This is a genomic window from Microbacterium sp. NPDC055599 (assembly GCF_053618975.1).
Map to the genome: position 1 here is coordinate 60,312 of NZ_JBSHIM010000011.1, position 25,582 is coordinate 85,893.

Here is a 25,582-nt window from a genome sequence, read left to right on the forward strand (position 1 = left end):
CACGGATCAGGGCGTTCAGAATCCCATCGCCTTCTGGAACCGGGGCCGGTGGCCGGTGCGGATGCCGAGCACGCTCGGCTTCACCTCGTACACTCCCGTGCCCCAGTTCCCCTCGATGATCACGGGACCCGTCGGGGTGACCGCCACGTCCCATCCGACGTACTGCACCTGCGGCACGCGGCGGGCAGCCCGGTCGATCAGCGCGATCACCTCGTCGTACAGCGGCAACTGGAAATCGGCGATCCGGTAGCCCGTGTCGGGATGGAATCGGTGGACGTTGCCGTGCGAGTCGTAGCCGTCGCCGAGGGCGCGCCCGGTGTCCGCGTCGAGCATGGTGTAGAAGCCGCCCCAGTCCATCTGGTCGGCGGCCTGGCCGCGACCGAACTTCTGGGCGATGGACAGGATATGCGTCCGATGGCCGTCGAAGAACGCCGTGATGCGCGTGGAGTTGACGGTCCCCGGGCACACCGCCGACAGCGCGTCGTGCTGCACGATGTTCTCCTCGACGAGCAGCTCGCCGTTCTCCATCAGCCGGTGGTGGAACGCGTCCCAGTCGGAGACGTCTGCGCCGTGGTACCGGTGGATCGCATGGCCGGAGCGCCCGAGCTGCTGCTTGGTGATCAGCGTCTGGTGCCGGTCCGCGAACGAGCGCAGAGCGTCCGCATTGTCGTCGTCCAGCAGCATCCACTCCCGCCCCAACAGATCAGAGAACACGCGCACGAACTCCCACTTGTCGTGGAAGATGTGCCGGTAGTCGGCGTGGTCGAACAGGTAGGACAGCCGATTCGACAGCGGATGCGTCATCATGGTGCGGCGCTCCGCCGCCGTGAGCATCGCGAAGTCGTAGTCGACGTAGTCCTGGAAGCCGACCTGGTGGAAGGCCGCCTCCCTGAGCATGTCGACGAGCACCGCAACCGTGCGCTGATCATGGTGCGCCGCCACCGCACGCGCACGGCGCATCAACGAACCCACGTCGATGCGCCGTGCGCGACCCAGCAGATAGCGGAGGCGGATCACGCCGGCGTGAACGGTCGAGCTCACTGCCCGGCGGGGTCGTTCTCGACGACGCGGGGGCGACGGGTGCGGCGTCCGGCCGACGCGCCGGGGTCACCCGTGATGATGACGCGCTGGAGCCAGCGGTCGGTGCCGTCGTAGCGCGGCTCGAAGCTGGTCCGGGCGTGGAGCACGCGACGGTTGTCGAACAGCAGCAGGTCGCCCGCCTTCAGATTCACGGCGATACGGGCGGCGTCCGCCGCGTCGTGGAAGCGCCGCAGCGCGGCGGCCGCCTCCTCGTCGCCCTCGACGGCGGCCGCGCAGTCCATGTCCACGCGCACGAAGCGCTCGCCGTCCTCGCCGTACAGGACCGGTCCACGGACCCCGTCCTCGGGGCGTCCCGTGCCGCCCGATGCCTTGTCGATGCCGTGCAGGAATCGGGGCTCGCGCAGGATCCGCTCGTCTTCCGGGCTCAGGACCACGCGGTCGATCGGAGCGAGGGCCGTGTCGGCGTTCACATCGCCGCGCACGCACAGCAGGCCCACGTAGTGCGGGTGGGCGTCGTCGAACGCGTCCTCCGTGTGCCAGTCGAGCAAGCCGCGGCTGCCCGTGCCGACCGCGTCGTATTCGTGGCCCTTCACCGGCGCGACGTTCTGGATCTGGGCGCCGGCGTGCTGGCGCGCGAACGCGAAGATCTCCCCCGCGGTTCCGGCGAGCGCGAGCAGCGTGGCCTCCGTGACGGGGTCCCGGTCCTGATTCTGGAACTCGAGCTGCCACCCCTCCGGGGTGCGCCCCATCTGCTCCTGGTCCACGGTGAAGCCGGTGAAGAGGACTGCGCCGTCGGGGACGTCGGCGGCCGCGAAGCGCCGGATGACCGCGACGGTGTCGGGGTCCTCCGCGGCGAGTGCGGCGGTCGCCGACGCCAGCAGGTCGTCGAAGGCCGCGTCGTCGCGGTAGATGCCGCGGCGCCCCACGGCGAGGGCGGAAAGGGCGTCGAGTGCCGCGGGAGCGAGGGCGTGCGTGATCATCGCGTCGCTCCCGTCGTCTCGATGGGCGCGCAGAGGCAGAGAGGCATGGTGAGCATGGGTATCGCTTTCTTCGAGGGGGGCCGCAGCTGCGGCTCGACAACGATACCAACTAAGGGGTAACACGTTACTGAGGAGCGGCTGAGTCGCTACGGGAGGTGGCTCAGCCGGGGGCGACGGGGTCTCGATGGGGGAGGGGATTCGAGACCCCGCCGCCGGTCTCAGGGCTCGACGCGGATCTCGGCGATGACCTCGCCGTAGGCCGTCTCGCCGACCGGGGTGAAGCCGACGCGACGGAAGAAGGCCTCCGGCCCCTCCTCGCCCGCCTCGTAGATGACGTTGACGTGGTCGACGCCGCGGCGGCGGGCCTCCTCGATGAGGCTCTCGACCGCGAAGCGACCGACCCCGCGGCCCTGGTCGTCGGCGTCGACGTTGATGCGCCACAGCACGGAGCGGAAGTGCTCCTCGGGGGCCTCGTCGTCGAAGTTCGCGCTGACGAAGCCGACGACCTCGTTGCGGTCGAGGATGACGCGCTGCCACGACGTCTGCGGGTTGATCACGGTTGCCGCGATGCCGTACGACACCGGAGCGAGGAACTGCTCCTGTCCGGGCTTGAGCGACAGGTTGTTCACGGCGACGATCGTCGCAGCGGAGAGTTCGACCATGCGCAGTTCGGACATGCCCCCAGGCTAGCCCCTCCCGGCGGACTCGACACGTCCCGGCTGAACATTTTCGGACCGGCGGAGGCGGGCGCACACCGTCGGCGGGAGGCGTCCAGCGGGCGGGCGGGGCGTCGAGCGCGCTCGGGGTATCTTGGTATCGAGACAAATCGCCCCGTGAACGGAGAACCTCCCGGTGACCGACGACGCCATCATCTACACGTACACCGACGAGGCACCGGCACTGGCCACCGCCTCGTTCCTGCCCATCATCCAGGCCTACACCGGCCAGGCAGGCATCGAGGTCGAGACGCGGGACATCTCCCTGGCCGGCCGTATCCTCGCCGCCTTCCCGCAGAAGCTCGCGCCGGAGCAGCAGGTCGGCGACGCGCTGGCCGAGCTGGGTGGCCTGGCCACTCTTCCCGAGGCCAACATCATCAAGCTGCCGAACATCTCGGCGTCGATCCCGCAGCTCAAGGCCGCCATCGCCGAGCTGCAGCAGCAGGGATACGACATCCCCGACTTCCCCGACGAGCCCACGTCGCTCGAGGAGAAGGACGTGCGGGCGCGGTACGACCGCATCAAGGGTTCCGCGGTGAACCCGGTGCTGCGCGAGGGCAACAGCGACCGCCGGGCCCCGCTGGCCGTGAAGAACTACGCCAAGAAGCACCCGCACCGCAACAAGCCGTTCGCGGAGGGGTCGAAGACTCGTGTGGCCACGCTCGGTCACGACGACTTCAAGCACAACGAGCGCTCGTGGGTCGCCGCCCATGACGACGTCCTCTCGTTCCGTCACACCGCGAAGGACGGCACCGTCACGATCCTGAAGGAAGGCCTCAAGGTCCTCCCGCGCGAGATCATCGACGCCACCTTCCTGTCCGCGAAGGAGCTCGACGCCTTCCTCGCCGAGACGCTCGAGGCCGCCAAGGCGGACGACGTGCTGTACTCGGTGCACCTCAAGGCCACCATGATGAAGGTCAGCGACCCGATCATCTTCGGCCACGTCGTGAAGGCGTTCTTCAAGGACGTCTTCGACCAGTACGGCACGCAGCTGGCCGAAGCCGGACTCAGCGCGAACGACGGCCTCGGCTCGATCCTCGCGGGGCTGGCCGACGTCGCGAACGGCGACGAGATCGCCGCCGCGTTCGACAAGGCCATCGCCGAGGGGCCGCGCCTGTCGTACGTGAACTCCGACAAGGGGATCACGAACCTCCACGTGCCGAGCGATGTCATCGTCGACGCGTCCATGCCCGCGCTGGTCCGCAACGGCGGGAAGCTGTGGGGCAAGGACGGCGAGGAGGCCGACACGATCGCCGTGATCCCCGACTCCTCGTACGCGAGCGTCTACCAGGCGGTCATCGACGACGTGATCGCGAACGGCCCGCTCGACCCGGCCACGATCGGCACCGTCCCGAACGTCGGGCTCATGGCGCAGGCGGCCGAGGAGTACGGCAGCCACGACAAGACCTTCGAGATCGCGGAGGACGGCATCGTCCAGGTGCTCGACAGCGAGGGCACCGTGCTCATCGAGCACGAGGTCGGCAAGGGCGACATCTGGCGTGCGACCCAGACGAAGCACATCCCGGTCATGGACTGGGTGAAGCTCGCGGTCTCGCGCGCCCGTGCGACCGGAGCGCCCGCCGTGTTCTGGCTCGACGCCAACCGCTCGCACGACGCGCAGATCATCGCGAAGGTGCACCAGGGTCTGGCGACGCTCGACACCAAGGGGCTCACGATCACGATCCTCGCGCCGGAGGAGGCGACGCGCTACACGCTCGCCCGCATGCGTCATGGCCTGGACACCATCTCGGTGACCGGCAACGTGCTGCGCGACTACCTGACCGACCTGTTCCCGATCCTCGAGGTCGGAACGAGCGCCAAGATGCTCTCGATCGTCCCGCTGCTCGCGGGCGGCGGGCTGTTCGAGACCGGCGCCGGCGGCTCCGCCCCGAAGCACGTGCAGCAGCTCGTCGAGGAGAACTACCTGCGCTGGGACTCGCTGGGCGAGTTCTTCGCGCTCGCGGCCTCGCTCGAGCACTTCGCCGACCGCACGGGCAACGAGAAGGCCCGCGTGCTCGCCGAGACGCTCGACGCCGCGACCGGCACCTTCCTCGAGGAGGACCGTTCGCCCGGTCGGGCGCTCGGCACGATCGACAATCGGGGCAGCCACTTCTACCTCGGCCTGTACTGGGCGCAGGAGCTGGCGAAGCAGACGAAGGACGCCGAGCTGGCCGCGGCATTCGCCCCCGTCGCCGAGAAGCTCGCCGCGAACGAGGAGGCCATCGTCTCCGAGCTCAACGCGGTACAGGGCAAGCCGGCCGAGATCGGCGGCTACTACCGCCCGGACGAGAAGCTCGTGGCCGCTGTCATGCGCCCGTCCGCGACGCTGAACGAGATCGTCGACGCCCTGCGCTGAGACGACGAGAAGGGGGCGGATGCTGCGGCATCCGCCCCCTTCTCGTATCCGCGGACCCGAGGTGCGTCAGTTGTGGACGGAGACCTCAAGGCCCACGGGCGACCAGTCGTAGACGTACTTCGCGAGGTCGATCGGCAGGTTCACGCAGCCGTGGCTCATGCGGTTGCCGAAGTTGTTGTGCCAGTACGTGCCGTGGAAGCCGATGTTCGTGGTGAACCAGGTGATCCACGGGACGTTCTCGGTGCAGTACGGGGCGCCGGGGTAGCAGCCCATGTCCTGCATGCGCGTGTGGGCGAAGACCTTGAAGTTGCCCGTCGGCGTCGGAGTGCCCGGCAGCCCGGTCGAGACGGCCCACGACTTCACGACCGCATTGTTCTCGTACAGCGTGGCCCGCTGCGAGCCCAGGTCGATGTCGATGCGACGGAACAGGTTGACCGTCTCGAACGGCGTCTCGGTGACGGTCAGCGCGAACACACCGTCGCCGGCGGCGAGCTGGGTCGCGAACTGCTCCGCGATCTGGGAGGTGTCACCCAGCGCGCGTCCGGTGACGCCCTCCTGCTCGGCGCGCAGCACAGTGCCGGCCGAGTCGACGATGACGGTCGCATTGACCGGGGCGCGGTCGACCGCGGCCGGAAGCGCGTCGACGGTCCCCTGGATCGCCTGCGGGTCGGCCTGGATGCGCAGCTGACCCTCGTCGTCCACGACGGTCAGCCAGGAGGCGGCCGTGGCGGGGTCGATCGGGACCGTGCGCTCCTCGCCGACGTAGAAGCCGATCGTGGCGAGCATGGTGTTGAGTTCGCTCGCCGTGGCGGTCGCGTCGGCGTCACTCACGGCGGGAAGGGCCTCGGCGGGGCCGCCCGGATACTCGAAGGAGGTGCGACCGTCGCCGACCGCGTCGACGAACGCCGTGCCGAGGTCGCCGAGGTCGATGCCGGTGCCGGCTTCCGAAGGCGTGATCGTGTACGCGCCGGTCGCGGCGTCGAACACGACTCCCGCATCGACCGGGTCGACGAAACTCGCGGGAACGGCGTCCCGCAGGGCGGCCGTGGCCTTCTCGGGGTCGAGGGTGATGTCGGCCGGTACCGGGTCTCCCATCCAGGACCCGAGGTTCCAGAGCGGGTGGGCGGCGAAGGCGGCATCGGCCAGGGCGGTGGCATCGGCCGTGGCGCCCAGGTCGGCGCCCGTGAGGACCGCGCCATCGCCCTCACCCGTGAGCGTGACCTCCGTCTGCGCCAGGTGCGTGCTGATCGCGTCGGCGGCGGCGCCCGGCGTCATCCATCCGACGGGGATGCCCGCGACGGTCGTCCCGGGTGCGATGAGGATCGCGGAGGCCGCTCCCGCGCCGAGCAGGACGACTCCGACGCCGAGACCGATCCACAGGCCGAGGCGGCGCTTCTTGGGAGACGGTTCGATCGGAGCCCAGGCCAGGGGCTGCTCACCGGTGTGCGGCGGAACCGTCTCGGTGGGCGTATCCGCGGGCGCGAGCACGCTGGTGGGCGTGCCGTCGTCGGCAGGAGCTCCCGTCGCAGCGCCCGGTACGGAAATCACATCGGTCACGAACTACACCCCCCGCGGTTCTGACGCATCCAGTCTCTCAATGGTACGGGATGGCAGGTAACGGGGAGGCAACGGTCTGCTACCCTGGCTCCCCGTTCTCCGGACACGTCCGGCTGCGCGGTCAGTCGATGACGGCGAGACCGTCGATCTCGACGAGCATCTCCTCGCGCGGAAGGCCGGTGAAGACGGTGGTGCGCGAGGGCAGGACCCCGCTCGTCGTGTGCGCCTCGACGAACGCGCCGTAGGCCTCGTTCATGATGGGGAAGTCCTCGCGCTTGGTCAGGTAGACGCGGAGCATCACGACGTCGTCGAACGTGGCGCCGGACGCCTCGACGATCGCCTTGACGTTCTCGAGCGTGCGGGTGGTCTGTGCCGCGACATCGCCGGGGTGGAGGTACTCGTTCGTGACGGGGTCGACCGGGCCCTGGCCGGAGACCTGCACGATCGGGCCCTTGCGCACTCCCTGCGAGAAGGTGTGGGCGGGGGCGGGGGCGGCGTCGGTCGAAACTCGTGTCTTCGCGGTCATGCCGCCAGCCTAGTAGCCTTGTTAGATGCCTCTACAAATTCCGGATCCCGTTCTCGGCGCCTGGGCGAAGGGGTTCCCGGCGCGCGCCGCAGGGCTGCGGCTCTCCGAGGTCGGGCAGGCCGGACTGCACCTCTCCGACCTGGTCACGCCGGTGCTCACGGTGCACGCCGACGCGCTGACGCACAACGAGCAGACCGTGTTCGCGTGGGCCGCACAGCAGGGCGTGGGCCTGGCCCCGCACGGCAAGACCACGATGGCCCCCGCGCTGTGGCAGCGGCTGCTCGACGCGGGCGCCTGGGGCATCTCCGTCGCGACGCCCTGGCAAGCGGAAGTGGCCGTGACCGCCGGAGTGCCGACCGTCCTGATCGCCAACGCGGTCACGGATGCCGCTGCCGCCCGTCGCCTCGGCGAACTGCTCGCCGCCGACCACGACCTGCGGATCCTGTGCTGGGCGGACGCGGTCGACGGCGTCCGCATCCTCGCCGATGCCCTCTCCGATGCTGCCCGCCCCCTCGACGTGCTCGTGGAGCTGGGCGGCGCGCACGGACGCACGGGTGCCCGCAGCGTGGAGGAGGGCGAGCGCATCGCCGCCGCGATCACCGCCGCACCGGGCCTGCGCCTCGCCGGAGTGACCGGATACGAGGGGCCGTTCGGGCCGGATCGGTCCGCGGCGTCGGTCGCCGCGGTCGACGCCTACCTGGACGCTCTGGTCGAGCTGCACCGCCGACTCGACTACCCGGAGGGGCCTCGTCCGGTCGTGAGCGCGGGCGGGAGCTCCTTCCCCGACCGGGCCGCCGCCGTGCTGTCGCCGCTCGCTCCCGAAGCCGACGTGGTGCTGCGCTCCGGAGCGTTCCAGATCCACGACGACGGGTTCTACGCCCGGATGTCGCCCTTCGGCCCGCTGACCGGTACGGCACCGCTGCGGTCGGCCATGCACGCCTGGTCGCGCGTGGTCTCCCAGCCCGAGGATGCCCTGGCGCTGCTCGACGCCGGACGCCGTGACGTGCCGTTCGACCTCGACCTGCCGGTGCCGCAGAGCGTCGAGGGCGAGATCACGGCGCTCAACGATCAACATGCTTTCCTGCGGCTCGCGGACGGCGCCGCGGCCGCGGTCGGCGAGGTCGTGCGGCTCGGGCTCTCGCACCCGTGCACCGCGTTCGACAAGTGGCGGGTGGTCGCGGTGATCGACGATCCCGACGCGGACGACCCTCGAGTGATCGGAGCGGTGGCGACGTGCTTCTGAGTGCGGAGAAGGCAGCGGCCGGGCTGGTCAGGGTCTACCGCTCGGCCACGGTCGTCGACGGCTCCGGTGCGCCGCGGTTCACGGCCGACGTGGCGGTGGAGGGCGCGCGGATCGTCGCGGTCGTGCCCGAACGGGAGGACGCGCAGCTCGAGCTGCCCGAGGGCGGCGTGGAGGTGGAGGCCTCCGGCCTCGTGCTCGCGCCTGGCTTCATCGACATGCATGCGCACAGCGACCTCGCGGTGCTGAGCGGTGCCGCGCACGACGCGAAGATCCGTCAGGGCGTGACCTGCGAGGTGCTCGGTCAGGACGGCCTCGGGTACGCGCCGCTCGACGACGCGACAGCCGCGGTGATCCCCGCGCAGATCGCGGGGTGGAACGGCCTGCCCACCACGGTGCCGTGGCGGTCGATGAGCGATCTGCTGGCAGAGATCGACGCCGCCGCGGTCGCGAACGCCGCGGTGCTCGTTCCGCAGGGGAACCTCCGGATGATGGTGGTCGGGCACGAGAACCGCGCGGCGACCGCGGAGGAGATCGAGGCGATGGCCGCGCTGCTCGGCGAGGCTCTGGACGCAGGGGCGTTCGGCATGTCGAGCGGCCTGACCTATACACCGGGCATGTACGCCGACACCGCGGAGCTCGAGGCCCTGTGCCGTGTGGTCGCCGAGCGCGGGGGATACTGGGCGCCGCACACCCGCAGCTACGGCGCGGCCGCGTTGGATGCGTACCGCGAGGCCGTCGAGATCGGCCGTCGCACGGGTTGCCCGGTGCACCTGACGCACGCCACGATGAACTTCGCCCCCAACCGCGGCCGGGCCGACGAGCTGCTCGAGATCGTCGACGCGGCGATCGCGGACGGCGTCGACGTGACGCTCGACACCTATCCGTATCTCCCCGGCGCGACCACGCTCTCTGCCCTGTTGCCCAGCCGGCTGGCGGCGTCGGGCGACCTGCTGGCCGCCATCGCCGGGCTGGATGCCGAGGGGCGCGAGGCCGTCCGCGTGGAGCTGGAGGAGCTCGGCTGCGACGGCTTCCACGGGGAGCGTGCCGACTGGTCGGCCATCCAGATCTCCGGCACCGCGAATCCGGCTCTCGCGGGCCTCGTCGGCCGCACGGTCGCCGAGATCGCGAACGACTCGGGGCGGCGGGCCGTCGACGTGGTGCTCGACACCATCCTCGAGGACGCCGGGGCGACCGGCGTGCTGATGCACATCGGCGACGAGGACAACGTGCGCGCGATCATGCGGCACCCGCGGCATTCCGGCGGCAGTGACGGCATCCTGATCGGGGCCCGTCCGCACCCTCGCGGCCGCGGCACGTTCGCGCGCTACCTGGGGCATTACGTGCGCGAGCTCGGGGTGCTGACGCTGGAGGAGGCCGTGCGCCACCTCTCGGGCAACCCCGCGGCCCGTCTGGGACTCGACCGCGGCGATGCGCCTCGCGGGATCATCCGCGTCGGCGCCACCGCAGACCTGGTGCTGTTCGATCCGCTCACGGTCGCCGCGGGCGCCACGTTCGAGGAGCCGCATCGGCCGCCGATCGGCGTCCACGAGGTGCTGGTGGCGGGCGTGCCCGTGGTCCTGGACGGCGTCGTGACCGGTGCCGTCGCCGGACGGGCCCTGCGCCTGCCGCCGCCCGCGCACCGGGCGACCGTGCCGGCGATCGCGGCGCACGTCGATGCCGCGGCTGCTCGGTTCGCGTGGCGGCCGGACACCCCGATCGACGCGGTGCCCGAGCTGTCCGCGTCCGTCGACTGGCTGGGCGGGGGAGGCCAGGGGACCGGTCAGGGCATCCGTCTCACGCTGGATGACGCCCTCGGGGCCGCGGCCGCTCGCGCCGGCCGCGTGGGGGACGAGGCGTTCCGCGTGACCGTGTCCGCCGACGGGGTCGAGATCCGCGGTGCGAGTCCGCTCGGGGTCTTCCGCGGCGCCACCGTGCTGCGGCAGCTGCGCGACCCCGACGCCCCTGCGCAGGCCGAGGTGCTGCTTCCGGCCGGTGTGTGGGAGGGGGCGCCGGCGTACGGCTGGCGCGGCGTCATGCTCGACGTGGCGCGGCACTTCCGCCCGGTCGACGACGTGCGGCGTCTGATCGACCTGCTGGCGCTGCACCACCTGAACATCCTGCAGCTGCACCTCACCGACGATCAGGGCTGGCGGTTCGAAGTGCCCGGCTACCCGCGGTTGACGGAGGTCGGCGCGCGACGGGAGGCCACCCAGCGCGGGCACGGGCCCGAGGCCACGGTCGAGCCCGGCGTGCACGAGGGCTTCTACACGACGGACGAGCTGCGCGACCTCGTCCGTTATGCGGCGGAGCGCGGCGTGACCCTGGTGCCGGAGGTCGAGCTGCCCGGGCACATCCAGGCCGCGCTGGCCGCGTACCCCGAGCTCGGCAACACCGATGTGGGCGTGCCGGCGAGCGGCCCGTGGGAGCGGTTCGGCGTGAACGCGCGCACGCTCGCCCCGACGGAGGCGGCGTTGGCCTTCGGCCGTGCGGCGATCGATGCCCTCTGCGACGTGTTCGACGCGGAGTGGATCGGGATCGGCGGGGACGAGGTGCCCGTGACGGAGTGGGCGCAGAGCGAGGCGGCAGCGGAGCGGATGCGCGCGCTGGGCCTGGCGACGCCGCATGACGTGCAGCCCTGGTTCACCGCGCACTTCGTGGCGCACGTGCGCGCGCGGGGTCGCACGGCGCTCGCGTGGGACGAGGTGCTGGAGGGCGAGGTGCCGGAGGGCGTGCGCATCCTCGCGTGGCGCGGACCCGTCGCGATGCGGGAGGCACTGAGCCGCGGGATCCCCGTGGTGGCGTGCCCCGACCTGGAGGTCTACCTCGACTATCCGCAGTCGGAGTCGCCCGAGGAGCCGATCAGGGTGGGACCCCCGCTGCCGCTCGCCCGCGCGTACTCGCTCCGGATCGAGGACGGTGCGGTGGGCGGTCAGGCGAACGTGTGGAGCGAGCACCTGCCCAGCCGGGACCGCGTGGACTTCGCGATGTTCCCGCGGCTCGCCGCGATCGCCGAGCGGCTGTGGGAGGGCGGAGAGCCGCGGCCGTTCGCGGACTTCATGCGGCGGCTTCCGACGCATCTGCGTCGCCTGGCGGCGGCGGGGGTGCGGTATCGTCCGCTGGATGGCCCGTCCCCGGATCAGCGCCGCCCCGGCGTTCCGGGAAAGCCGCTGACGGTGGAGGCGCGCGAGGCCATCGTCGCGGGGCTGGTGGAGCGGCTCCTGGACGGTTCTGCGGCACGGGCCCGCGCGGCTCGAAAGTAATGTAACGTTTCGGTAACCCTGGCCGCGGCCCCGCGGGCAGAGGTTGCGCAATTTTTGTTCGTAAGGTCTACTAACAAACATGTCCGTTTCGGATGATCAGCGCCCCGCGGCGACGACAGACTTCGTCGCCGCGAACGCGCACGCCTTCGGGCCCGCGCGGCACCTGCGCTCGCGCACCAAGGTGCTCCCCGAGCACGCCCGCGGACACAACCGCGCCCTCGTGCTGCAGACGCTGTACCACTCCGGAGCGATGAGTCGCGCCGACCTCTCCCGGGAGACCGGACTGACCCGGGTCACGATCTCCGACCTCGTCGCGGAGTTCATCGCCGACGGCATCGTGATCGAGATGGGCGTCCGCGAGGCGGTGGGTCCGGGGAAGCCGCCGATCCTCATCGACATCGACCGCGCCGGGCACCAGATCGTCGGCCTCGACCTGTCGGGTCCGAACGCTTTCGAGGGAGCCGTGCTGAGCCTCGACGGCGACGTGCTGGAGCGCCGCCAGGTGCCTCGCCCGGAGCGCCCGGACGGGGAGGCCGCGTACGCCGCCCTCCGCGAGCTCGCACAGAGCCTCGTCGACGCCGCCACGCGCCCCGTGCTCGGCGTCGGCATCGGCACGCCGGGCGTCGTGCGACCGGACGGTCTGGTGCTGAGCTCGCCCAACCTCGGCTGGACCGACTTCCCGCTCGAGGCGAAGCTCGGCGCCGAGCTCGACCTGCCCGTCCTCGCGCGCAACGACGCGAACGCCGCTGTCCTCGCGGAATACACCTTCGGCGAGGCGAAGGCCGACTTCATGCTCATCAAGATCGGCCGAGGCGTGGGTGCCGGCCTCATCACGGGCAGCCAGCCGCTGCTGGGCAGTCGCTTCGCCGCGGGGGAGATCGGACACGTGGTCGTCGGCACCGATGGCGGCCCGCGCTGCGCCTGCGGCAAGATCGGCTGCCTGGAGGCCTGGCTCAGCGTCAGCCGGATGCGGGAGGCCCTCGACGCCGACCCCTCGGCGCGCGAGGACATCCTGCGCGACGCCGGCACGCGCATGGCCATCGCCATCGCCCCGATCGTCGCCGCGCTCGACCTGTCCGAAGTCGTCCTCTCCGGCCCGGCGGAACTGCTCGACGGCACGCTGATCGACGCCGCGGTCGAGACCCTGCACGCGCGCACCCTGGAGGGCGTGTTCGAAGACGTGATGGTGCGGCTCACGCATCAGGACGACATCGTGCTCCGCGGAGCCGCGGTCATGGTGCTCTCCGGGCAGCTGGGGGTGTCGTGACCTCCGCGACCACGACCGAGACCGGCATCCGATGACCGGAACCGCTGCCGCCGACCTCCCCGGTCGGCCGATTCGTGTTGGCCTGGATGTCGGCGGAACCAAGATCGACGCCGTCGCCGTCGACCCCGCCGGTGAGATCCTCGGACGCCTGCGCCGCGCCACGGGCTGGGGCGAGGACGCCGTCGTCGACAGCATCGTGTCGACCGTCGTCGCCCTCGCCGATGAGACCGGGGGCCCGCTGTCGGCCGTCGGGTCCGTCGGTGTGGGCATCCCCGGGCTGGTCGATGCGGACGCGGGGCGCGTCGTGCACGCCGTCAACCTCGGGGTCGAGTCGCTCGACCTGGCCGACCGGGCGGAGCGAGCGCTCGGCGTGCCGTTCCGCGTCGAGAACGACGTGAAGGCGGCGGCGCTCGGAGCCGCCGTGCTCAGCGGCGTGAGCGGTTCGATGGCGTACCTGAACCTCGGCACCGGTGTGGCCGCGGGCATCGTCGTGGACGGTCGCATCTGGCGAGGATCGCGCGGGACCGCCGGCGAGGTCGGCCACATCTCGGTCGACCCGCACGGACGCCTGTGCGGGTGCGGACAGCGCGGTTGCGTGGAGACGTTCTGCGGCGGCGGCGCACTCGCCAAGGCCTGGGGTCGACCCGGCGCGCTGCCGGTCAGGGACATCTTCGACGCCGCCGATGACGGCGACCCGCTGGCGCTCGCGCTGCGTGACGACCTCTTCTTCGGCGCGGCCGCCGCGGTCCGCGTGCTGGTGCTGTCGGCCGACGTCGAGACGGTGGTGATCGGGGGCGGCCTCACGGCCATGGGAAGCCGCCTCGACGAAGGCATCAGGGCCGCACTGCACGCCGGCGCCGAGGCGTCACCGTTCGCGAGGTCTCTGCGCCTGGATGAGAGAATCGAACTGCTCCCCGCGGGTTCCCCCGCCGCCGCACTCGGCGCCGCTCTGGTGGGCGCATCCATTTCTGAGAAGGAGATCGTTCCGCATGGCTGAGGTCGTCATCGTCGAGAGTCCCGAGGCCGCCGGTGCGCTGGTCGCCACCGAGATCGTGGAGCTGATCGACCGTCGTCCGGACGCCGTCCTCGGCCTGGCCACGGGCTCCACGCCGCTGCCGGTCTACCAGGCCCTGCGAGCGCAGCTCGCCGGGCGCGACGTCTCCCGGGTGCGCGGCTTCGCCCTCGACGAGTACGTCGGCATCGACCCCGCCCACCCCGAGAGCTACCGCTCCGTGATCACCCGTGAGGTCGTCGAGCCCCTGGGCCTCGACCCGCAGCGCATCCACGTGCCCAACGGCGCGGAGGCGACCATCCAGCACGCGGGTGAGGACTACGAGGCCGCCATCCAGGAGGCGGGCGGCGTCGACCTGCAGATCCTCGGCATCGGCACCGACGGGCACATCGGCTTCAACGAGCCCGGCTCCTCCTTCGCGTCGCGCACCCGGGTGAAGACCCTCACCGAGCAGACGCGCGAGGACAACGCCCGCTTCTTCGACTCGATCGACGATGTCCCCATGCACTGCATCACGCAGGGTCTTGGCACGATCCTGCAGGCCAGGCACCTCGTGCTCCTCGCGTTCGGCGAGGGCAAGGCGGAGGCGGTCGCCGGAGCGGTCGAGGGTCCGCTGACGGCCCTGCTGCCCGGCTCGGCGATCCAGCTCCACCCGCATGCGACGATCGTGGTCGACGAGGCGGCGGCCTCCCGGCTGCAGCTCGCCGACTACTACCGGTACACGTTCGCGAACAAGCCGGCCTGGCAGGGGATCTGACCCCGACTCACCGGGTCGCGGCCGGCCAGGCGAGGGGGAGCAGGTGCTCCACGCTCAGCGGCGCCAGCGGCAGCGTCTCCGCGTCTTCCGGGGTGATCCATCGCAGCTCCGCGAGCTCGGCCTGCACCCGCACCCCGGCCGGGTCGATCGCTGCGGTGAAAGCATCGGCGACGACCCGGTGACCCGGTTCGTTCGCGGCGGCGGACACGAACCGTCCGAGCGGACGGAGGTCGCTCTCGCGCAGTGCCACGCCGAGTTCCTCGTGCAGTTCGCGGATGAGGGTCTGCGCGGCGCTCTCGCCGGGCTCCGGCTTGCCTCCAGGCTGCATGAACCTGGTCGTGCCGTGCTTGCGGACCACCAGCACGCGGCCCTGGTCGTCGACGATCACCGCCGCGCTCACGTGGATGTCAGGCATCGGGGACGAACACCTTCCCTGGGTTGAGGATCCCGAGCGGATCGAAGACGGCGGCGATCTCGCGCTGCAGCCGCCACTGGTCGTCGCCGAGCTCCTCCGCAAGCCAGCGCCGCTTGAGCACCCCGATGCCGTGCTCGCCCGTGAGAGTGCCGCCCAGGCGGATCGCCGCGCGGAACAGCTCGTCGGCGGCGGCCCAGACGTGTGCCGGGGTCTCGGGTCCCTCGAACACGAAGTTCGGGTGCAGATTGCCGTCCCCCGCGTGCGCGACCGTGGGGATCACGAGACCGTACTCGCGCTCGATGCGGGCGATCTCGTCGAACATCGCCGGCATGGCGCTCCGCGGCACGGAGACGTCTTCGATCAGGGTGGTGCCGAGGGAGGCCATCGCGGCGTGCATGGACCGGCGGATCGCAAGCAGCCGCTCGCCCTCCGCGCGATCGTGCGACACCTCGGTGACGCCGTCGTTGGCGCGCAGGATGGCGTCGATCGCGTCGGCCTCGGCGGCCGCCGCAGGCCCGTCGGTCTGGATGGTCAGCTGCGCGGTGCCGGGCGTCGGCGCCGGCAGGCCGAGCAGAGCGTGCACGGCCGCGAGGCTCGGGGCGTCCATGAGCTCCATGATCGCGGGCTGCACCCCGGCGGCGGTCACGGCGGCTGAGGCGGCGGCCGCGGCGCGGACACCGGGGAACAGAGCCGTCACAGTGCAGCTCTCGCCGGGGACGAGCCGCCGGAGCTTGAGCGTCGCGCCGACCACGACGCCGAGGATGCCCTCCGAACCCACGACGAGAGCCGTCAGGTCGAGGCCCGTGACGCCCTTGACGCTGCGATGCCCCAGGTGCAGAAGCCGCCCGTCGGCCAGTACGAGGTCGACGCCGAGGACGGCATCCCGCACGACGCCGTACTTCGCGCAGAGCAGTCCTCCCGCGCCCGTGGCGATGTTGCCACCGACCGTCGAGATGTCGCGGCTCGCGGGGTCGGGTGCCCACCACAGGCCGAAGGACGCGAGGTGGGCATTGAGCTCGGCGTTGAGGATGCCAGGCTCGACCACGGCCAGCAGATCGTCGGGGCGGACCTCGTGGATCGCCGTCATGCGTCGCAGCGAGAGCACGATCTCGCCCTCGCCCGCGTTGGCCGCCCCGGCGAGGCCCGTGCCGGCGCCGCGGACCACCACGGGCGTGCGCGTCGCCGAGGCGATGCGCAGGGTCTCCTGCACGTGCTCCACGCGCTCGGCATGCACGATCGCCAGCGGGCGCCCCGCGGCGGCATGGCCGGAGCGGTCGGAGCGCGCCCGTTCGAGCGCGTCCTCGTCGGTGTCGACGAGCGCGCTGAGCGCCTGCTGCAGCAGCGGGACGACGCTCACGACGGGATGCTCACGACGGCGAGTTCACGTCAGGGCGCGGCGACCGCTGAGAACACCGGCGACCACGGCGACGAGGGCGAAGGCGGTGCCGATCAGGGCCTGGCCCATGGACCACCACGCGATCGTCACACCCACGTAGATGAGCAGTTCGACCAGCGCACGCAGGAACGGGTGCACGCGCAGCACGGGGCGGGGCGACAGGAACAGTGCCCACAGCAGCAGGGCCGTGACCGGCGCGCCGATGCCGATCACGATGTTCCACGGCAGGTCCCAGCTCGCGAAGCCCCACAGGGCGAGAGAGGCGATCGCCGCGATCAGGACGACGACGCGCACGAGGTCGAGCGCGGTCAGCGCCTGACGTTCGACGCCGGGGACGGGGGCGGGATCCGGAGTCATGACTCCAGTCTATTCGGCGATCGTCGAGCCCTCTGCCGCCGCAGCGACGGGCTCGGAGAGGGTCGCGACGGCCTCGACGGGAGCCGGTGCAGCCTCGGCCGGTGCAGCCTCGACCGGGGCCGGAACCGACGCGGGCTCGACGGGGGCCGGTGCGGGCTCGACGGGGGCCGGAGCGGGCTCGACGGGGGCCGGAGCGGGCTCGGCCGGAGCGGGCTCTGCGTCAGCCGGTGCCGGAGCGGATGCTGCCGCGTCGGGGACGACGGCCGCATCCGCCGCGGCCGTCGTGTCGCCGACGGGCGCGGTGTCCTCGGCGGGCTGCTCCGGGACGACGGGCGTCTCGAGCGCGAGGGACAGCAGCGTGGTGTCTGTCGAGGCCCCCGGTCCGTCCGGGAACACGTAGCGGAAGGTGACCGTGGTGGTGTCCGCGTTCCACAGCTGACGCGCGGTCGGGCGGAGATCGATGGTCCCCGTGCCGGCATCATCCAGCGTGATGCTGTCGCCGCCACCGGTGGCGCCGTCGATCAGCGCCTCCACCTGGAGACCCGGGGCTCCGGAGACGGGCACCGTGTAGTGCAGCTGGATCCCGGTGAAGGAGAGGGTCGCGGCGCTCCACTGCGGCCCCTCCGTCGGCTTCGCGGGCTCGACCGGGTCCGTGGGATCGGTCGGGTCCGTGGGGTCCGTGGGATCGGTCGGGTCCGTGGGGTCGGTCGGATCGGTCGGGTCGGTGGGGTCGGTCGGGTCCACCTGCTCGGGCGGCGCGATCGGTGCGACGGGTTCCGCCGACGGGACGACGACGGTGCCGGACTGCTCGGTCGGCTGCGGTGTCGGCACCTCGGCGGCCGGAGGAGCGGGAGGTTCCTCCGCGGGCGCCTCGATCACGATGGGCTCGTCGAGCCCGAGCGACGTGTCGGGCGCGATGTCGGTCGTGATCGAGGAGTCGCCGTCCGCGGCGCTCGGGAGCGACGTCGCGGGACTGGCGCCGGCGAGACCGGGAACGATCGCGGCAGCGGTGACGACCCCGGCGACCACCAGTGCGGCCGACCCCGCGCCGACCAGCGCTCCCATGCCCGTGAACGCCCCTCCGGTGCTCGCGCTTCCACCGCCAGCGCTGCTGCCCCCCGCGGAGCCGGACCCACCGGACGCGCCGGAACCGGACGCGGCGACACCCGTTGCCGCGTGCCCCGCCCCGCCATCGCCGACCAGCACGCCGCCGGCGATGCTCGACGGCATGGCCGCCATCGCGACGATCGGAGCGCCACCGCCCTGCAGGGTCGCGAGGTAGCCACCGGCACCCGCGACGCCGAGCACCAGCGGGAGCATGACGAGCGCGAGGCGCATCGAGACGTCCTTGGCCTCGGCGGCGACGATCATGCAGCGCGCGCACTCGTCGAGGTGGAGTTCGAGGCGCTTGTGGTCGCGCGTGCCGAGGTTGCCGCGGGAGTACGCGCCGAGGTGCTCGATCGTCCACTGGCAGTCCGACCCGGGGGTCGCGCTGCGCAGGTGCGCCTGGATCCACGCCTCGCGCAGACCCTCGCGCGCGCGGAACGCGAGCTGGGAGACGGCGCCCGCCTTCATGCCGAGCAGCGGTGCGACCTCCTGCGGCTTCATCTGCTCGATCTCGGTGTACCAGAGCACTTCCTGCCAGCGCGAGGGAAGGCTGCGGAATGCCTGCGCCGTCAGGCTGCGGTCGAGCGCCTCGTTGGAGGCGTTCTCGGTGCTGCTCGGGTCGGCCACCGTGTCGAGCTCGTCGATCGCGGTCTCGCGGCGCGAGCGTCCCCACGCGGCGGCGGTGTTGCGGATGCTCGTGAACAGGTAGGCGCGGAACGACCCGTTGGGCCCACCACCCTTGGCGATCGCCTGGTAGATGCGGGTGTACGCCTCCTGCACCAGATCGTCCGGGTCGATCGACGAGGTCACCGATCGTGCGACGGCGATGCCGGACGGGTAGTGACGCTTCCAGAGTTCGCCGAACGCCGTCGTGTCGCCGGAGCGGGTGCGGAGGATCAGGTCGGCATCGCCGATGGGCTCGTCAGGTGTGGTGTTCTCTCGGTGCACAATCATCCATCTGTCCCGGGGCGCGGATCGGCCCTCAGGGGAAGAGACGCGCGAGCGCGCGTCTCATTACGCGGTACGACGATTGTCCCGCGAAAGTCCTGATAAGGCCACCCCTTCGTGCTCTGTTCGAAGGAGATCCATCGGGTTCTGTCATTCGGCATCCAGCCCCGAAAACTTTTTCCGAAGTCGCGTAATGAACTGGAGATCGCTTCGTCTCATCCCGTAGAGACAGCCATGCGAACTCCACCGGGGGGCGGAGTTCAGGCTCTGATGCGGGGGGTTCTGCATCAGGGGAAGGGTCGAGGTCCTCGGGGGAGGAGCCCTCGGCCCCGCCCGCTCGACACGGGAGGGAACGGGCCGCCGATCTGGGGAGAACGGCGGCCCACCATCCCGCTCTACGGGAGAGACAGTCGCCGATCTGGGGAGTCCGGCGCCGGTCTTTCCCGCTCTATGGGAGAGGGGCCGCCGATCTGGGGAGAACGGCGGCCCACCATCCCGCTCTACGGGAGAGACAGTCGCCGATCTGGGGAGTCCGGCGGGTGTCACGACCTGTTCGATCGGAGGCCGCAGCGCTGCGCGTCGCGCGGAGTGCTGTCCTTCTAGGCGGACAGTGCCTGGCCCGTCCAGACCCGCGCGACGCGCAGCCTCGCATCGAGCAGCACGGCGTCACCGAGCATGCCCGCGCGCAGCGCGCCGAGACGCGTGTGCCGTCCGACGGCCCTCGCCGGTGTCTCGGTGAGCGCGCGCACCGCCTCGGTCAGGGGCACCCCCGCGCGTACGGCGCGCTGCAGTGCCACATCCTGCGTGAGCGTCGACCCGGCGATCGAGCCCGTGTTGTCGGCGCGCGCCACCCCGTCGAGGACCGTCACGCGAACGGCGCCGAGGTCGTACTGCCCGTCGGCGCTGCCCGCGGCGGCCATGGCGTCGGTGATCAGCGCGACCCTGGTCGGCGCCGCGTCGAACACGAGCTTCACGACAGCGGGGTCGAGGTGGATGTCGTCCGCGATCGCCTCGAGGATCACCCGGTGATCGGCGGCCGCGGCGAGCACGGGGCCAGGGGCGCGGTGGTGGATGCCGTTCATCGCGTTGAACGCGTGGGTGAGGATCGACGCTCCCGCCTCGAACGCCGCGATCGCCATGTCGGCGTCGGCGTCGGTGTGCCCCACGGCGGCCGCCGCTCCGGAGGCGACGATCTGCCGCACGGCGTCCAGCCCACCCGGCAGCTCCGGCGCGATCGTCACCTGGCGCACGGTGCCGCGCCCCGCGTCCAGCAGCCGGGCGACGTCCCGCTCGGAGGGGTGGCGCAGCAGCGACGGCTCGTGCGCGCCGTGGTGGCCGGGGTCGAGGAACGGGCCCTCGAGGTGCGAGCCGAGCACGTCGACGTCGGTCTCGGTGAGGTCGGCGATGGTCGCGACGCTCTCCGCCAGTGCGTCCAGCGTTCCGGTCACCAGCGAGATGACGGCGCGGGTCGTGCCGTGCGCGCGGTGCAGGTCGCGCCCGGTCCGGATCGCATCGATGCCGTCGTCGTACGCGGCACCGGCGCCGCCGTGGCCGTGGATGTCGATGAAGCCGGGGGTCAGCACGGCGCCGGGACCTGCGGCCTCCGCCGCGTCGACCACCTCGTCCGCGGACTCCCACTCCGACCCGGTGCCGCGCGAGACGACGACGCCGTTCTCGATGCGGACCCATCCGTCGTCGGTGACCTCACCGCGGTCGACGATGCGGGCGGAGTGGACGACCAGCGAGCCGGTCGCGGAGGAGTGGGTGGTCAACGTTCGCTCCAGGGGATGTCAGCGGCGGGGTGGAAATCGACCTCCTCAGCCTTCCACAGCGGCGCGAGTCGTCCGACCCGCGCCCGGAACGACTCCCAGCTCCGACCGGCACCCTCGCGCGGGGACCACGCGACCTCGGCCTGGGCCGCCGCGCGGGGGAACACCAGCTGCTCGACCTCGTCGAGCGTGCGGGTGGTCTCCGACCACAGGGGCGCCTCCACGCCGAGGATCGCGGACTCCGGCACGTCGAGCACCGCGGTCGGCTCCCACTCGTAGGCGGAGCGGACGTCGATGATCGCCGCCCACGTGAGCCCCAGCGGGAAGTCCTCGGTGTACTTCATGTCGAGGTAGGTCACGTTCGCGGCGGACATGATCAGCGCGCCACCGCGCTCGACGAAGTGCGCGGCCTCCGCCGCGTGCGTGCCCTCCGGCGTGGTCTTGCCCCAGTACTGTCCGACGGTCCCCTCGGCGATGTTCGCGGCGGAGCCCATCTCGTGCCAGGCGACGGGGGTCTTGCCCTCCGCGACCACGATCGCCGTCGCGCGCTCGGCGAACAGGTCGAAGTCGGCCTGCGGGGTGCCGAGCGACTCGTCGCCGCCGATGTGGATGTACGGGCCGGGTGTCATCTCGGCGAGCTCCCGGACGACGTCGCGCACGAAGTCGTAGGTGCGCTCCTCGTGGATGCGCACGCTGGAGTGGCCGACGCCCCATCCGAGATACGTCTCGCCGGCGACCGGGAGCGGCTGCCCGAGCCGCTCGGAGTCGGCGACCAGGGCGTCGTTCAGCACCGGCTCCTCGACGAGCTCCGGATAGGCGACGCCGATCGCGTGCGTGTGTCCCGGCAGGTCGATCTCGGGGATCACGATCATGTGCCGCGTCGCGGCGTAGGCGACGATCTCGCGGTAGTCGTCCTTCGTGTAGAAGCCGCCGGGGTGACCGTCGACCGAGGTCGTGGCCGCACGCTCGGTCAGCAGCGGCCAGGCGTCGATGTGCACCCGCCAGCCCTGGTCGTCGCTCAGGTGCAGGTGGAGGTGGTTGTACTTCAGGGCGCTCGTGCTGTCGATGAAGCGCTTCACGTCGTCGACGCCGAAGAAGTGGCGCGCCACGTCGAGCATCACGCCCCGGCGCGCGAACCGCGGGGTGTCGGCGATCTCCACGTGCGGCAGCGCCCAGCCTCCGGCGTCCTCGCGCAGCAGCTGCAGCAGCGTCTGGACGCCGTAGAACAGTCCGGCCTCGTCGGCGCCGGTGACCACCGCGCGGTCGTCGATCCGCAGAGTGTACCCCTCGGCGGCCGCGACACCGCTGTCGAGGCGCAGCTCGATGTCGGCCGGCTCTTCGGCGGCCGTTTCCAGCCGCAGGCCGGTGCGGCGCTCGACCGCGGCGGCGAGCTGCGCGGCGGCGGGGGAGGAGCCCTGGATGCGGGACGTGGAGGTGATCGCGAGGCGGCCATCGCCGACGGTGGCGGAGGCGGGGGCGGGCACGAGGGGGAGCTCGAGAGGAAGGACCATGAACAAAACCTATCGGCCGCGGACGCCCAGGGGAACAGCGGAATCGAAACGATTCTGCGTGGCCGGTCGGGCACCCGCCGGCAGCGCGCTGTCCCGCTCCGCCGATCCGCTATGCTCGTAACCGTCGCGACTGGCGTCTGGGTGGACTACCACCGGGGAGCGACTGACCACGGAATTCGACCGCGCGCCTGGGCCGATGCGAACACCCCTCGAATCCGTCGTCAAAGGAGCACGTCATGACCGACCGTTACTTCAACGCCCCGCTCGCCGAGGTCGACCCGGAGATCGCCCAGGTCCTCGACCGCGAGCTGAAGCGTCAGCAGACCTTCCTCGAGATGATCGCCTCGGAGAACTTCGTCCCCGTCTCGGTGCTGCAGTCGCAGGGCTCCGTGCTGACCAACAAGTACGCCGAGGGCTACCCGGGCCGCCGCTACTACGGCGGGTGCGAAGAGGTCGACGTCGCCGAGTCGCTGGCGATCGAGCGGGCCAAGAGCCTCTTCGGTGCCGAGTTCGCCAACGTCCAGCCGCACTCCGGCGCGTCCGCCAACGCGGCCGTGCTGCACGCGATCGCCCGCCCCGGCGACACGCTCCTGGGCCTCTCGCTCGACCAGGGCGGGCACCTCACGCACGGCATGAAGATCAACTTCTCCGGCCGCCTGTACGACATCGTCGCCTACGGCGTGAACCCCGAGACCTCGACCATCGACATGGACGAGGTGCGTCGCCTCGCGCTCGAGCACAAGCCGAAGGTGATCATCGCCGGCTGGTCGGCGTACCCGCGCACGATGGACTTCGCCGCCTTCCGCGCGATCGCCGACGAGGTCGGTGCGGTGCTGTGGGTCGACATGGCCCACTTCGCCGGCCTCGTCGCCGCGGGTCTGCACCCCAACCCGGTCCCGCACGCGCACGTCGTCTCCTCGACCGTGCACAAGACGATCGGCGGCCCGCGCTCCGGCTTCATCCTGACGAACGACGCCGACATCGCCAAGAAGATCAACAGCGCGGTGTTCCCGGGCCAGCAGGGCGGTCCGCTCATGCACGTGATCGCTGCCAAGGCCACCGCGTTCAAGCTCGCCGGCACCCCCGAGTTCAAGGAGCGGCAGGAGCGCGTGCTCCGCGGCGCCGCCCTCATCGCCGAGCGCCTGTCGCAGCAGGACGTGCAGGACGCGGGCATCGCCGTGCGCTCCGGCGGCACCGACGTGCACCTCGTGCTGGTCGACCTGCGCGACGCGGAGATCGACGGCAAGCAGGCGGAAGACCTCCTGCACGACATCCACATCACCGTGAACCGCAACGCCGTGCCGAACGACCCGCGTCCGCCGATGGTGACCTCGGGCCTGCGCATCGGCACCCCGGCGCTCGCGACGCGCGGCTTCGGCGACGCGGAGTTCACCGAGGTGGCCGACATCATCGCGCTCGCGCTGCTGCCCGGCGCCGACGTGGAGGCCCTGCGCGCCCGCGTGGACGCGCTCGCCGCCGCCTTCCCGCTCTACCCCGACCTGCAGCAGTAGTCCCTCGCGCCGAGCGCACCGGATCCTGCCGAGTGCACGGCCTGCTCACGCGAGCGGGGCGTGCACTCGACGGGAAGCCCTGCACCCGGCGGGAGGGGAGAGAAGAAGAGGAATCACATGACCGCGAAGATCCTGGACGGGAAGGCCGCCGCGGCCGAGATCCGGGCCGAGCTGACCGAGCGGGTCGCCGCACTGAAGGAGCGCGGGATCACGCCGGGCATCGCGACCGTGCTCGTCGGTGCCGACCCGGCCTCGCAGCTGTACGTCGGCATGAAGCACCGGCAGTCCGAGGCGATCGGCATGAACTCGATCCAGCGCGAGCTGCCCGCCGACGCGACCCAGGAGGACGTCGAGGCGCTGATCGACGAGCTCAACGCCGACCCCGCCTGCCACGGCTACATCGTGCAGCTCCCGCTGCCGAAGCACCTCGACACCGACGCCATCCTGGAGCGAATCGACCCGGCGAAGGACGCCGACGGCCTGCACCCGACCAACCTCGGCCGGCTCGTGCTCAACGTCAACGCGCCCATCCACACGCCGCTGCCGTGCACGCCGCGCGGGGTGATCGAGCTGCTGCTGCGCAACGACTACGACCTGAAGGGGAAGCACGTGGTGGTGGTCGGCCGCGGCGTCACGATCGGCCGCTCGATCGGGCTGCTGCTGACCCGCCGCGACCTCAACGCCACCGTCACGCTCACCCACACCGGCACGGTCGACATGCCGCGCTACCTGCGGGAGGCCGACGTGATCGTGGCCGCCGCGGGCGTGAAGCACCTCGTCCGCGCCGAGGACGTGAAGCCGGGCGCCGCCGTGCTCGACGTGGGCGTGACCCGCGAGACCGACCCGGAGACGGGCAAGAGCCTGGTGTTCGGCGATGTCGCGCCCGATGTGGCGGAGGTCGCCGGCTACCTGTCGCCCAACCCCGGCGGCGTCGGACCGATGACGGTGGCGCTGCTCATGACCAACGTGGTCGAAGCCGCCGAGCGCGCGGTCTGACTCCGGCGGCCCGTCACCGCGGGATCGAGAAGGCGCCCCACCCGGCCGGGAGGGGCGCCTTCTCCATTCCGCAGCGCGAGGAGACGGTGCGAGGAGACGGTGCCGGCGGGAGGAGACTGGGCTCAGCGACCGTGCAGCGAGCTCTCGACGCCGCTGATGCGCGCCTGCTCGTCGAAACGGAACGTCGCGGTGCCGCTCGTGTCGACTACGGTCGCACCGGAAAACGCCTCGTCGGTCCACGTGAGCGTCCAGCCGGCCAGACGAGCGAGGTCCCACACCGACGTCCGGGCGTCGGGCAGCGCCGCACCGGAGAGCACGCGGGGGAGCGCGACCACGGCGTCGGCCACCGTGAGCGGCGCCAGCGGTGCGTCGAGGAGGAACACCGCGCGCGTGCCGCCGTCGACCGGCGCGGAGTAGTACGGGGAGCGCCCGGTCAGCTCGACCGCGACCCCGCCGATCGTGTGCGCCGCCTGCGCGATCCAGTCCGCGTCGCCCGAGGCCTCGGCCGGGAACGGCACCTCGGGGGAGGTCAGCTCGGCGACCCCGTGCTCGGTGCCGTACGCGCGCAGCTGGGCCGCGACACCCTGGGGGTCGCCCTGCGGGTGCGCCCACGCCCACAGCAGCGAGCGCGGCCCCGGGGCGATCGTCGCGATCAGGTGGGCGCGGGTCACCAGCTGCCGCGTGGGATCCGCGTTCGCCGTGAACGTGAGCGTGCCCGCAGTCAGGTCGGCATCCCAGCGGTGCTCGCCGAGCGCATCGGCAGCCGCGGAGAGGGCGTCCTGGCGGAGCGCGGTGAACAGGGCGGCACGGTCGGCGAGCGGCTGGAGGGCGGCGAAGGTCATGCCCCCAGTCTCCCC

20 protein-coding genes and 1 riboswitch are annotated in these 25,582 nt (G+C 71.7%); of the genes, 8 read left to right on the forward strand and 12 right to left on the reverse strand.

Translation table 11 applies throughout. The features are described from left to right. Positions 1-15: 15 nt before the first annotated feature. The 3 genes from ACWGQ1_RS12180 to ACWGQ1_RS12190 all read right to left on the reverse strand — a co-directional run bounded on the left by ACWGQ1_RS12180 (position 16) and on the right by ACWGQ1_RS12190 (position 2,698). Positions 16-1,041: a sugar-transfer associated ATP-grasp domain-containing protein gene (locus tag ACWGQ1_RS12180; protein ID WP_240745310.1), complete on the reverse strand. Its 1,026-nt coding sequence runs from the start codon at positions 1,039-1,041 to the stop codon at positions 16-18. Continuing rightward, entirely contained in the window at positions 1,038-2,021 is a 984-nt protein-coding gene (locus ACWGQ1_RS12185; protein WP_136031003.1) for a TauD/TfdA family dioxygenase, read from the reverse strand. Before ACWGQ1_RS12185 ends, ACWGQ1_RS12180 begins: the two co-directional genes overlap by 4 nt. A gap of 218 nt (positions 2,022-2,239) precedes the next feature. Continuing rightward, the gene (locus tag ACWGQ1_RS12190) at positions 2,240-2,698 is read right to left on the reverse strand and encodes a GNAT family N-acetyltransferase (protein ID WP_136031001.1); all 459 of its coding nucleotides are present in this window, start codon (positions 2,696-2,698) and stop codon (positions 2,240-2,242) included. A gap of 175 nt (positions 2,699-2,873) precedes the next feature. On the opposite strand from ACWGQ1_RS12190, the gene ACWGQ1_RS12195 reads away from it, so the two are divergent. After that, positions 2,874-5,093 (forward strand): NADP-dependent isocitrate dehydrogenase, encoded by a 2,220-nt coding sequence (locus ACWGQ1_RS12195; RefSeq protein ID WP_452313039.1) that lies wholly within the window; start codon positions 2,874-2,876, stop codon positions 5,091-5,093. A gap of 66 nt (positions 5,094-5,159) precedes the next feature. On the opposite strand, the gene ACWGQ1_RS12200 is transcribed toward ACWGQ1_RS12195, so the two are convergent. Further along, on the reverse strand, positions 5,160-6,650 hold the full coding sequence (locus ACWGQ1_RS12200) for a L,D-transpeptidase family protein (protein WP_452313040.1): 1,491 nt from the start codon (positions 6,648-6,650) through the stop codon (positions 5,160-5,162). A 121-nt stretch (positions 6,651-6,771) separates the two neighbouring features. After that, positions 6,772-7,176 carry a RidA family protein gene (locus tag ACWGQ1_RS12205; protein WP_136030997.1) on the reverse strand — a complete coding sequence of 135 codons (405 nt, stop codon included), beginning with the start codon at positions 7,174-7,176 and terminating at the stop codon, positions 6,772-6,774. A 25-nt stretch (positions 7,177-7,201) separates the two neighbouring features. On the opposite strand from ACWGQ1_RS12205, the gene ACWGQ1_RS12210 reads away from it, so the two are divergent. The 5 genes from ACWGQ1_RS12210 (at position 7,202) to nagB (ending at position 14,715) form a co-directional block, all read left to right on the forward strand. Beyond that, entirely contained in the window at positions 7,202-8,419 is a 1,218-nt protein-coding gene (locus ACWGQ1_RS12210; RefSeq protein ID WP_452313041.1) for an alanine racemase, read from the forward strand. Next, the gene (locus ACWGQ1_RS12215) at positions 8,410-11,679 is read left to right on the forward strand and encodes a family 20 glycosylhydrolase (protein WP_452313042.1); all 3,270 of its coding nucleotides are present in this window, start codon (positions 8,410-8,412) and stop codon (positions 11,677-11,679) included. Before ACWGQ1_RS12210 ends, ACWGQ1_RS12215 begins: the two co-directional genes overlap by 10 nt. A 79-nt stretch (positions 11,680-11,758) precedes the next feature. Continuing rightward, positions 11,759-12,946, forward strand: a complete 1,188-nt coding sequence (locus ACWGQ1_RS12220; protein WP_136030992.1) for an ROK family transcriptional regulator — start codon at positions 11,759-11,761, stop codon at positions 12,944-12,946. A 31-nt stretch (positions 12,947-12,977) separates the two neighbouring features. Further along, positions 12,978-13,943, forward strand: coding sequence for an ROK family protein (locus tag ACWGQ1_RS12225; protein ID WP_452313043.1), 966 nt, complete (start codon positions 12,978-12,980; stop codon positions 13,941-13,943). Next, complete coding sequence (gene nagB / locus ACWGQ1_RS12230; RefSeq protein WP_136030990.1) at positions 13,936-14,715, forward strand: glucosamine-6-phosphate deaminase; 780 nt, start codon at positions 13,936-13,938, stop codon at positions 14,713-14,715. Before ACWGQ1_RS12225 ends, nagB begins: the two co-directional genes overlap by 8 nt. A 7-nt stretch (positions 14,716-14,722) precedes the next feature. On the opposite strand, the gene ACWGQ1_RS12235 is transcribed toward nagB, so the two are convergent. The 6 genes from ACWGQ1_RS12235 to ACWGQ1_RS12260 form a co-directional block, all read right to left on the reverse strand. Beyond that, positions 14,723-15,130, reverse strand: coding sequence for an NUDIX hydrolase (locus tag ACWGQ1_RS12235; RefSeq protein ID WP_136030988.1), 408 nt, complete (start codon positions 15,128-15,130; stop codon positions 14,723-14,725). Further along, a complete protein-coding gene (locus ACWGQ1_RS12240; protein ID WP_452313044.1) occupies positions 15,123-16,487 on the reverse strand; it encodes an FAD-linked oxidase C-terminal domain-containing protein in 1,365 nt (454 codons plus the stop codon). The genes ACWGQ1_RS12235 and ACWGQ1_RS12240 overlap by 8 nt, the downstream gene beginning before the upstream one ends. Positions 16,488-16,511: 24 nt before the next feature. Beyond that, positions 16,512-16,883 carry a YrdB family protein gene (locus tag ACWGQ1_RS12245; RefSeq protein WP_136030984.1) on the reverse strand — a complete coding sequence of 124 codons (372 nt, stop codon included), beginning with the start codon at positions 16,881-16,883 and terminating at the stop codon, positions 16,512-16,514. Positions 16,884-16,892: 9 nt separating this feature from the next. Then, on the reverse strand, positions 16,893-18,944 hold the full coding sequence (locus ACWGQ1_RS12250) for a sigma-70 family RNA polymerase sigma factor (RefSeq protein ID WP_452313045.1): 2,052 nt from the start codon (positions 18,942-18,944) through the stop codon (positions 16,893-16,895). A 593-nt stretch (positions 18,945-19,537) separates the two neighbouring features. Further along, on the reverse strand, positions 19,538-20,710 hold the full coding sequence (locus ACWGQ1_RS12255; protein ID WP_452313046.1) for an amidohydrolase family protein: 1,173 nt from the start codon (positions 20,708-20,710) through the stop codon (positions 19,538-19,540). Further along, the gene (locus tag ACWGQ1_RS12260) at positions 20,707-22,218 is read right to left on the reverse strand and encodes a family 20 glycosylhydrolase (RefSeq protein ID WP_452313047.1); all 1,512 of its coding nucleotides are present in this window, start codon (positions 22,216-22,218) and stop codon (positions 20,707-20,709) included. Before ACWGQ1_RS12260 ends, ACWGQ1_RS12255 begins: the two co-directional genes overlap by 4 nt. A 116-nt stretch (positions 22,219-22,334) precedes the next feature. Further along, positions 22,335-22,419, forward strand: a riboswitch (ZMP/ZTP riboswitch). 35 nt (positions 22,420-22,454) lie between these two features. Between ACWGQ1_RS12260 and glyA the strand changes: the two genes are divergently transcribed. Next, positions 22,455-23,729 (forward strand): serine hydroxymethyltransferase, encoded by a 1,275-nt coding sequence (glyA, locus tag ACWGQ1_RS12265; protein WP_136033951.1) that lies wholly within the window; start codon positions 22,455-22,457, stop codon positions 23,727-23,729. Positions 23,730-23,846: 117 nt separating this feature from the next. Then, positions 23,847-24,725, forward strand: coding sequence for a bifunctional methylenetetrahydrofolate dehydrogenase/methenyltetrahydrofolate cyclohydrolase (locus ACWGQ1_RS12270; protein ID WP_136044386.1), 879 nt, complete (start codon positions 23,847-23,849; stop codon positions 24,723-24,725). A 122-nt stretch (positions 24,726-24,847) separates the two neighbouring features. On the opposite strand, the gene ACWGQ1_RS12275 is transcribed toward ACWGQ1_RS12270, so the two are convergent. Then, on the reverse strand, positions 24,848-25,567 hold the full coding sequence (locus tag ACWGQ1_RS12275; RefSeq protein ID WP_136044387.1) for a DUF6882 domain-containing protein: 720 nt from the start codon (positions 25,565-25,567) through the stop codon (positions 24,848-24,850). Between the last annotated feature and the right edge of the window lie 15 nt (positions 25,568-25,582).